This is a genomic window from Chryseobacterium sp. SN22, from assembly GCF_008329705.1.
Lineage (GTDB): Bacteria > Bacteroidota > Bacteroidia > Flavobacteriales > Weeksellaceae > Chryseobacterium.
The window spans coordinates 1-8,616 of record NZ_VTSX01000048.1; the positions used below are offsets into that span (position 1 = coordinate 1).

Genomic DNA, 8,616 nt, shown 5'->3' on the forward strand with positions numbered 1-8,616 from the left:
TACAGAAACGGCCTAACAAGATGGTATTTATCTGAGCTTCGATCGTGGCGGGCAATATGCTGCAACAAAATCCGATAAAACATCGTTAAACGCTGTCAGATAACCTTTAAATTCGTAACTTCACCTTGAGGCCTTTCGGAAGTAAGAGCCGATGATCTGGCAGCCATTGTCATCAAAGAAATCATCGCAAGAAACCCGGAAGTTCCGGTAGAGGAAATTGAAGACGTGATCTTCGGATGTGCCAATCAGGCCGGTGAAGACAATAGGAATGTGGCGAGAATGGCCCTGCTGTTGGCCGGACTGCCGTATAAAATCGGGGGTGAAACGGTAAACAGGCTGTGTGCTTCGGGAATGTCTGCGGTGGCGAATGCCTTCCGTGCGATTGCTGCCGGAGAAGGGGAAATCTATATCGCAGGAGGCGTAGAGCATATGACCCGCTCGCCATATGTGATGTCAAAACCAGGCACCGCATTCGGCCGGGACAGCCAGATGTTCGATACCACTTTCGGGTGGAGATTTGTCAACCCGAAAATGAAGGAAATGTACGGGGTCGACGGCATGGGGGAAACAGCCGAAAACTTAGCCGATATGCACAAAATCAGCCGCGAAGACCAGGATCAGTTTGCTTTATGGTCTCAGCAGAAGGCTTCCAAAGCACAGGAAAGTGGAAGAATGGCGCAAGAAATCGTAAAAGTGGAAATCCCGCAGAAAAAAGGGGAACCTAAAGTTTTCGATAAAGACGAATTCATCAAGCCTGCTTCTACGATGGAAGGACTGGCAAAGCTTCGTCCCGCTTTCAGAAAAGAAGGGGGAACAGTAACCGCAGGAAATGCGTCAGGCATGAACGACGGCGCTGCTGCCCTCATTTTAGCCAGCGAGGAAGCAGTACAGAAATACGGACTGCAGCCGATCGCTAAAATTTTAGGATCAGCCGTTGCAGGTGTAGAACCGAGAATTATGGGAATCGGTCCGGTAGAAGCTGCTCAAAAAGTGTTGAAGAGACTGGACCTGTCATTGGAAGATATGGATGTCATCGAACTGAACGAAGCTTTTGCTGCCCAGGCTTTGGCCGTAACAAGATCATTAGGATTAAAAGACGATGATTCCAGGGTAAATCCAAACGGGGGCGCCATTGCCATCGGTCACCCGCTGGGCGTTTCCGGAGCGAGGATCATTGGTTCTGCCGCTATGGAACTTCAGAAACAGAATAAGAAATACGCTTTGTGTACCCTTTGTATCGGTGTAGGCCAGGGCTATGCGATGGTGATTGAACGGGTTTAATTTTGAAAATGTGCTAATTTGAGAATTTGAAAATGATTATAACAATTTTAAGTTCTCAGATTGCAGTACTCAAGAATTTTCAAATTAACTCATTCTCAAATTTTCAAATTAAGCTTATGAATATCTACTCATACCACGGCATCCGGCCGATCATCAAGCCTTCTGCCTACATTCATCCGCAGGCGGTCATCATCGGGAATGTGGAAATCGGTGAAGAAGTGTATGTCGGTCCGAATGCAGTTATCCGCGGCGACTGGGGAAAAATCATTGTGAAGGACGGCGCGAATGTTCAGGAAAACTGTACGCTGCACGTTTTTCCGGGTATTGAAACCATCCTAGAAGAATCCGCGCATATCGGTCACGGTGCGATCATCCATTCCGGACATATCGGAAGAAACTGCCTGGTCGGAATGAATGCCGTCGTGATGGACAAAGCGGTCATCGGTGACGAGTGCATCATCGGTGCACTGGCTTTTGTTCCCGCCAATTTCAGGTGCGAAGCCCGAAAGCTGATTGTGGGAAGCCCGGCAAAAATTATCCGTGATGTTTCTGAGGAAATGATCAAGTGGAAGACTGAAGGCACCCGACTGTATCAGGAACTGGCAAGAGAAGGAAAAGATGCCATTCTTCCCTGTGAACCGTTCACTGAATATGTGCAGCAGATCCCAACGAAGGTTGTGGATTACAGTATTTGGGATGATGTAAAGTAACTTTTGCAATGTTTAGAGAAATGGAAAAGATGGGTAAAAAAATACTGTTGATCTGTAACATGCTGCTGGTACTTTCAGGTGTGGTTTCTGCTCAGAATAGCAGCATAAAACCGTTGACGATTGGGGAGATCAGAACTTTAAAATCTAAAATCCTGGATGAAGACAGAACTTTAAACATCTATCTTCCGCAGAATTTTAATAAATCTAAATCTTATCCGGTGATTTATCTGCTGGATGGAAGCATGAATGAAGATTTTATTCATGTCACCGGACTGGTGCAGTTTTTCAACCAGATGTACGCCATGCCGGAAACGATTGTGGTCGGGATTGCAAATATTGACCGGAAAAAAGACTTCACTTTTCATACAGACTTAAAAGATTTGCAACAGGATTATCCTACGACGGGGCATTCTCACAAGTTTATCGGCTTTCTTGAAAAAGAATTGAAACCCTATATCGGAAACCAGTTTAAAGTAACCGACACCTATTTATTTGGACAATCGCTGGGCGGATTGCTGGCAACGGAAATTTTGCTGAAAAAGCCTGAAATGTTTGATAATTATTTTATCATCAGCCCCAGCTTATGGTGGGATGATGAAAGCTTATTGAAAAGTGCAGACCAGTGGTTAACCAAAATTCCGGATGCGAAGAAATTTATTTATATTTCCGTAGGGAAAGGAGAACATCCGGTAATGGTAAAAGACGCTGAAAATCTGTATGATATTCTGAAAAAGTCCGGCAAAAAGAACTGGACAGTAGAATATAAAATGATGGAAACAGACAATCACGCCACTATTTTGCACAGAAGCCTTTATGAAGGGCTGGTGAAACTATTTCCCTATCAGGAACCGAAAAAATAAATATACCAATATACCAATGTAAAATGTAATAATGAAATTGATAAACTGTTACATGGCTACATTGTTAAATTAAAACGATATGCAAAAATTAAAAAACTATATCCACGGCGAATGGATCGAAGGAACCGGAACCGGAATTCCTCTGTATAATGCCGTGACAGGCGAGCAGGTAGCCGTTTCAGATACTGAAGGACTTAATTTCGACCAGGCCCTGGACTATGGAAGGACCATAGGATATAATAACCTTTCGTCCATGACGTTCTATGACCGTGGGGAAATGTTGAAAAAGGTAGCACTTTACCTTCTTGAAAGAAAGAAAAAGTATTACGAATTGTCCTATAAAACGGGAGCAACCCACGTGGATTCATGGGTGGATATCGAAGGAGGTTTCGGAACGTTCTTTACGTATTCCGGGCTGGCAAAAAGAATGCTTCCGAATACACCGTTCTGGGTAGATGGGGAAACCCAGAAAATTTCGGCCAACGGAACTTTCGTGGGAACCCATATTTTAACGCCGAGTGAAGGGGTTTCCGTTCAGATCAATGCGTACAATTTCCCGGTTTGGGGGATGCTGGAAAAGCTGTCGACTTCATTGCTGGCGGGTGTTCCTTCCATTGTGAAGCCTTCACCGTTCGGTTCATATCTTACCAATGCGGTGTTTCAGGATATGATCGAAAGCGGCCTTTTGCCTGAAGGAGCGGTGCAGCTGGTTTGCGGGGAGCCGGGAAATATCCTGGATTATGTTCAGGATGGGGATTCCGTGCTCTTTACCGGTTCGGCGACCACGGGAAGGAAATTAAAATCATTACCGTCAGTAGCAGGTAATGCCGTTCGTTTCAACATGGAAGCCGATTCCCTGAACTGTTCGATCTTAGGACGGGAAGCGAAACCGGGCACTCCGGAATTCGATTTATTCATCAAAGAGGTCCGCAACGAGATGACTACCAAAGCCGGGCAGAAATGTACGGCCATCAGAAGAATCATCGTTCCTGAGAATTTAGTAGGCGATGTTCAGCAGGCTTTATCAAAAGCTTTGGACCAGACCAAAATCGGAAATCCTTTAAGTCGTGAAACGAAGATGGGATCTCTGGTTGGAAGACAGCAATATGATGAGGTGTTGAGAAAAGTCAATTTACTGAAAGCAGAAACGGAACTGATTTATGACGGACAGCACGAACTGGTAGATGCCGATTACGAAAACGGAGCCTTCATGAGCCCTAAATTATTCTTCAACGATAAACCTTTCGAAAAAAATATCTCCCACGACGTCGAAGCCTTTGGCCCGGTTTCAACTTTAATGCCATACAAAGATGCTGAAGAAGCAGCGGCTCTGGCCAAAAGAGGAAAAGGAAGTCTGGTAGGATCTATTATTTCTCACGATGAAAAATTCGTAGCCGAAACGTCATGGAAAATGGCTTCCCAGCACGGAAGAATCTTCGTCCTCAACAGGGATAATGCCAAAGAAAGCACCGGTCACGGCTCACCGCTCCCGACGTTGATGCATGGCGGCCCCGGCAGAGCCGGAGGAGGCGAGGAGATGGGCGGACTGAATGGTCTTCATTTTTTCCTTCAGAAAACAGCCATTCAGGGGTCACCGGATATTCTGACGGCGATTACGAAAGTATACCAGCAGGGTGCGGAAAAGAAATATTCCGACAAACATCCGTTCCGGAAGTATTTTGAAGAAGTGGAAATCGGTGATTCGCTGGAAACGGCAGGAAGAACCGTTACCGATGCTGATATTGTAAACTTTTCCAATGTTTCATGGGATCATTTCTATGCCCACACGGATGCGACAAGTTTAACGGGAACCATTTTCGATAAGACGGTTGCCCATGGATACTTCATTCTTTCCGCGGCGGCAGGATTATTCGTTTCCGGAAAGAAAGGGCCGGTTATCGCCAATTACGGACTGGAAAACTGCTCGTTCTTCAAGCCGGTGTATGCCGGAGATACGATTACTGTTTACTTAACAGCTAAAGAAAAAATCAACCGTGGCGTAAAAGGAAGAAATATTCCTTCCGGCGTTGTAAAGTGGTTAGTGGAAGTGGTAAATCAGAGAGAAGAGGTGGTTTGTGTAGCAACGATTCTTACTCTGGTGGCGAAACATTCTCCTTTCATCGATCTGAATGTAAAGAATATTCAGAAAATCCTGAATGGCTTAACGGAGAAAACACCTTCACAGTGGGGGAAAATGTCTCCTCAGCAGATGATCGAACACCTGGAGCATGGGTTATTGGTAAGTTTAGGGGAACCGGAAGCCGATCAGTGTTTCACTCCTGAAGAACAGCTGGAAAAATGGCAGGATTCACTATACACGCACAGGAAAATGCCGAAGGATTTCCAGGCCCCGTTCCTGAACGCAGACGGTTCTCTGCCGGAACTGAAGCATAAAAACCTTGATGCTGCCAGGCAGTCATTCCTGGATAACCTGAAAAGATTCTCAGTATATTACAAAGAAAATCCGCAGGCCGAGCACATGAATTTCGTATTCGGAAAACTCAATAAGGAAATGTGGGAGCTAATGCACCGTAAACATTTTACCCATCATTTCGAGCAGTTCGGATTGGTATAATGCAAAATAAAATTCATAAATTTAAAGGAGCCTTTTTTTAGAGGTTCCTTTTTTAATGCAGATTATGGAACAGCCATTTTTCAAAGACTTTGATTTCACCGGTTTCTGGAATGAAAGCAGTTATTCCGAAAGGGATTATATCGAACCGTTTCCGGAAGAGGAAACCATTCTTTCAGTAGAGCAGGAGCTGGGTTATCAGCTTCCGGCATCCTATATCGAATTGATGCGTATACAGAATGGCGGATTGGTGGAACGAAGCTGCTTTCCGGCAACCGAAGGCACTTCATGGGCAGAGGATCATATTGCCATTACCGGAATTATGGGGATCGGAAGGGAAAAGACCTATTCGCTTTGCGGAGAACTGGGCAGCCGTTTCATGATTGAAGAATGGGGTTATCCGGATGATGGGATCTACGTATGCGACTGTCCTTCTGCAGGACACGATATGATCTTGCTGGATTATTCCAAATGCGGTAAAGCCGGAGAGCCCGAAGTGGTGCATGTGGATCAGGAAGCGGATTATAAGAAAACATTCCTGGCCAAAGACTTTGAAACCTTTATTAAAGGATTGAAACCGGAAGAATATTTTGATCCGGAATAAATAAATTGCTTTAAAATTAAATTACGATACAGATGAACAAGAGCTGGATGGAAAAATATGAAGAAGTGAAGCATATTCTGGTTTGTCCGACCGATCTGGAGACCTATTTTATTTCGGATGAGGTCTGCGGCCTGCCTATGGAAAAGATGATGATTGGCCAGGTTTCGATTCCTACCGGAAAAATACTGGTGAGGGATCCGTTGGTCTTTCTGAGTTCCGGGGAAAAGCCTTATTTTACCGAAGTTCCCAAAGGAACTTTTCCGGTGACGGTTGCCGTGGTAAAGTCTGAAGAATGGGGCAACCGGTATGCTGCGGTAAAAGTAGAATTTACTCAGGAAAAGCCCGTCCGTTATCAGGAAGCTTTAATCGGAAATGAAAACCTTGAAGGTATACAGCAGGATGATTACTTCGGATTCCATGTAGATGCCGGGCTGGCCTGTATTGCCGATGCTGAGGCGCTTCCCGCTTTTGACCGTTTTGTAAAAGAATTCAGTGGAGACAACCTGTATGATGATTATTTTGCAGAGCTATTCAGGAAAAGTTACGAAATGTACCCCGACAATCAACGGAAAGGTGGCGACTGGATCAACTGGATCATCCCAGGAACGGCTTATCAGATTCCGATGTTTGCCAGCGGTTTCGGCGATGGCGGTTATCCGGTGTATTTTGCTTATGATGAAAACAACCATATTTGCGGGCTTTATATTCAGTTTATCGATATTGAGCTGGCATTAAGTGAAGATGAAGATGAAGATGAAGATGAAGATGAAGATGAAGATGTTGTTTAAATTGTATAATCGAATATGAAAAAAACTTTTGCCGAAGAGGTTATCGAATTCAATAAAAATCTCCATTACAGCGGAAAACTTCCGGATGATTTTATGGTAATGAATCCGTATCTGGATAATTCCGAAACGCTGGACGTGATGCAGCAGTTTTACCGCAAATATTATGACGATTCCAACCGTCGGAAGTTCCTTTTGGGAATCAATCCGAGCCGCCACGGTTCCGGAGTTACCGGAGTTCCCTTTACGGATACCAAAAGGCTGGAAAGCATTTGTAGAATTAAAATGACCTCAGCTTATACCCATGAGGTTTCCTCGGTTTTCGTTTACGATATGATTGCGGAATATGGCGGTGCCGAAGAATTCTATAGCAATGTCTACATCAATTCACCTTTCCCGCTGGCCATTGTGAGGAAATCGAAGAGCGGTTGGGTAAATGCCAATTACTATGATGATAAAACGCTATTTGCTGCCGTAAAGGACTTTATGATCGATACTTTAAAGAAGCATCTCAGCCTGAATCTTGATCCGTCTGAAATTTTTATCATGGGCAAGAAGAATGCGGATTTTATCGCAAAGATCAACCAGGAGGCTAATTTATTCGATAAAATGACGGTCCTGGAGCATCCGAGATACATCCAGCAGTACAAATCGAAGGAGAAGCAGCTGTATATAGATAAATATATTTTAGCCTTAAAAAAATGATCCCCCGAAATTCATCGGAGGATCTCATCACATTATATATTATAACCGTTACGGTATAATTGCCTCTTTCCAACTCTCTCGGTTATGAGTTGGAATATTTTACTTTTTAATGATTTTGTAAACTTCTGAAGAAGATTTTATCAGGTAAGTTCCTCTGGGAAGCTCAGTAATGTTTGCTTGATTTACCCCTTTTCCGGCTTCAATCGTTTTAACAAGTTGTCCTGACTGGCTGTACACTTCAAACTTGGAATTTTCCGTAGCCTCAATGGTAAGGGGACCGCTGGTAGGATTCGGATAGACCTTGTTGGCTTTTTTAGAAGCTTTTACCTCATTAGCCGCCAGAACAATTCCGGCGTCTTTCACCCAAGTAAAGGCATCCAGTCTCATGTACCTGAAATTTCCGCCAAGGGTAATTCTAAGTTCGTCAATAACAAGGTTGGAGTAATTCTGTCCGTTAAGATTCGTCAGGTCAATCAGCGTATATCCGTTGGTTGTAACGGCTGTAGTATTAAAATTGGTAGTTTTGGTCTGGGTAAATTTGGTTACTCCGGAAAGCCTTCCCGTAATTGTAAGTGTTCCTGCACTACCCAAAGCATTGTTAGCATCACCCAGATATACCCAGAATCTGTTCACTTTAAACAGGTTGGATGTTGTTTTAATGGCCAGCGACGAGCTGGCAAATTGTGAAGAAGACGTTCCGGTGTTGTCGATAAAGCGGTCGCTCACTGCGGTTCCGTTCCATCCGGCTGATGTTACGGAATTGATGCTGTAGGTGGCTACTGTGGACAGGATGTTGAAAATAACCCCGTTGTCTGTGAAGCTGGTGTTGCCGGCAGTTTCGGTTTCAAACTGCTCGGTGCTCGTTTGTGCAGAGGTGAAGCCGGAAATTAAAAGGCTCCAGATAAAAAGTAGAGTTGTGTTTCTCATAATTTTAAAATATTTAGGTTAAATTTATGTTTTGAAGAGACTGGTTTATTGCTTTTAAATGTTCTGTCTGGATGTTCGGACAATACCATTGATAACCAGAAATTAGTATTTTTTTAACATTCCAAAGTAACGGTAAATATTCATAATGCACAAGTATGTAATTCAATAAATT

The 8,616-nt window shown here is 43.9% G+C and carries 7 protein-coding genes and 1 pseudogene; 7 read left to right on the plus strand and 1 reads right to left on the minus strand.

Annotated elements, in window-relative coordinates; genetic code table 11:
- Window positions 1–129 precede the first annotated feature (129 nt).
- From pcaF to FY557_RS19735, 7 genes and pseudogenes are all read left to right on the plus strand, one after another.
- Window positions 130–1,281 (plus strand): annotated as a pseudogene (gene pcaF, locus FY557_RS19705) (3-oxoadipyl-CoA thiolase); the annotation flags it as partial.
- Between the two features lie 116 nt (window positions 1,282–1,397).
- Window positions 1,398–1,991, plus strand: coding sequence for a transferase hexapeptide repeat family protein (locus FY557_RS19710; RefSeq protein WP_149248935.1), 594 nt, complete (start codon window positions 1,398–1,400; stop codon window positions 1,989–1,991).
- A 29-nt stretch (window positions 1,992–2,020) separates the two neighbouring features.
- Window positions 2,021–2,851, plus strand: coding sequence for an alpha/beta hydrolase (locus FY557_RS19715; RefSeq protein ID WP_149248936.1), 831 nt, complete (start codon window positions 2,021–2,023; stop codon window positions 2,849–2,851).
- A gap of 79 nt (window positions 2,852–2,930) precedes the next feature.
- The gene (gene paaZ / locus FY557_RS19720; protein WP_149248937.1) at window positions 2,931–5,426 is read left to right on the plus strand and encodes a phenylacetic acid degradation bifunctional protein PaaZ; all 2,496 of its coding nucleotides are present in this window, start codon (window positions 2,931–2,933) and stop codon (window positions 5,424–5,426) included.
- 64 nt (window positions 5,427–5,490) lie between these two features.
- The gene (locus tag FY557_RS19725; protein WP_149248938.1) at window positions 5,491–6,027 is read left to right on the plus strand and encodes an SMI1/KNR4 family protein; all 537 of its coding nucleotides are present in this window, start codon (window positions 5,491–5,493) and stop codon (window positions 6,025–6,027) included.
- Window positions 6,028–6,059: 32 nt separating this feature from the next.
- Window positions 6,060–6,815 carry a DUF4241 domain-containing protein gene (locus FY557_RS19730; protein ID WP_149248939.1) on the plus strand — a complete coding sequence of 252 codons (756 nt, stop codon included), beginning with the start codon at window positions 6,060–6,062 and terminating at the stop codon, window positions 6,813–6,815.
- Between the two features lie 15 nt (window positions 6,816–6,830).
- Complete coding sequence (locus tag FY557_RS19735) at window positions 6,831–7,517, plus strand: SMUG2 DNA glycosylase family protein (protein ID WP_149248940.1); 687 nt, start codon at window positions 6,831–6,833, stop codon at window positions 7,515–7,517.
- A gap of 99 nt (window positions 7,518–7,616) precedes the next feature.
- On the opposite strand, the gene FY557_RS19740 is transcribed toward FY557_RS19735, so the two are convergent.
- Complete coding sequence (locus FY557_RS19740) at window positions 7,617–8,444, minus strand: T9SS type A sorting domain-containing protein (protein ID WP_149248941.1); 828 nt, start codon at window positions 8,442–8,444, stop codon at window positions 7,617–7,619.
- Between the last annotated feature and the right edge of the window lie 172 nt (window positions 8,445–8,616).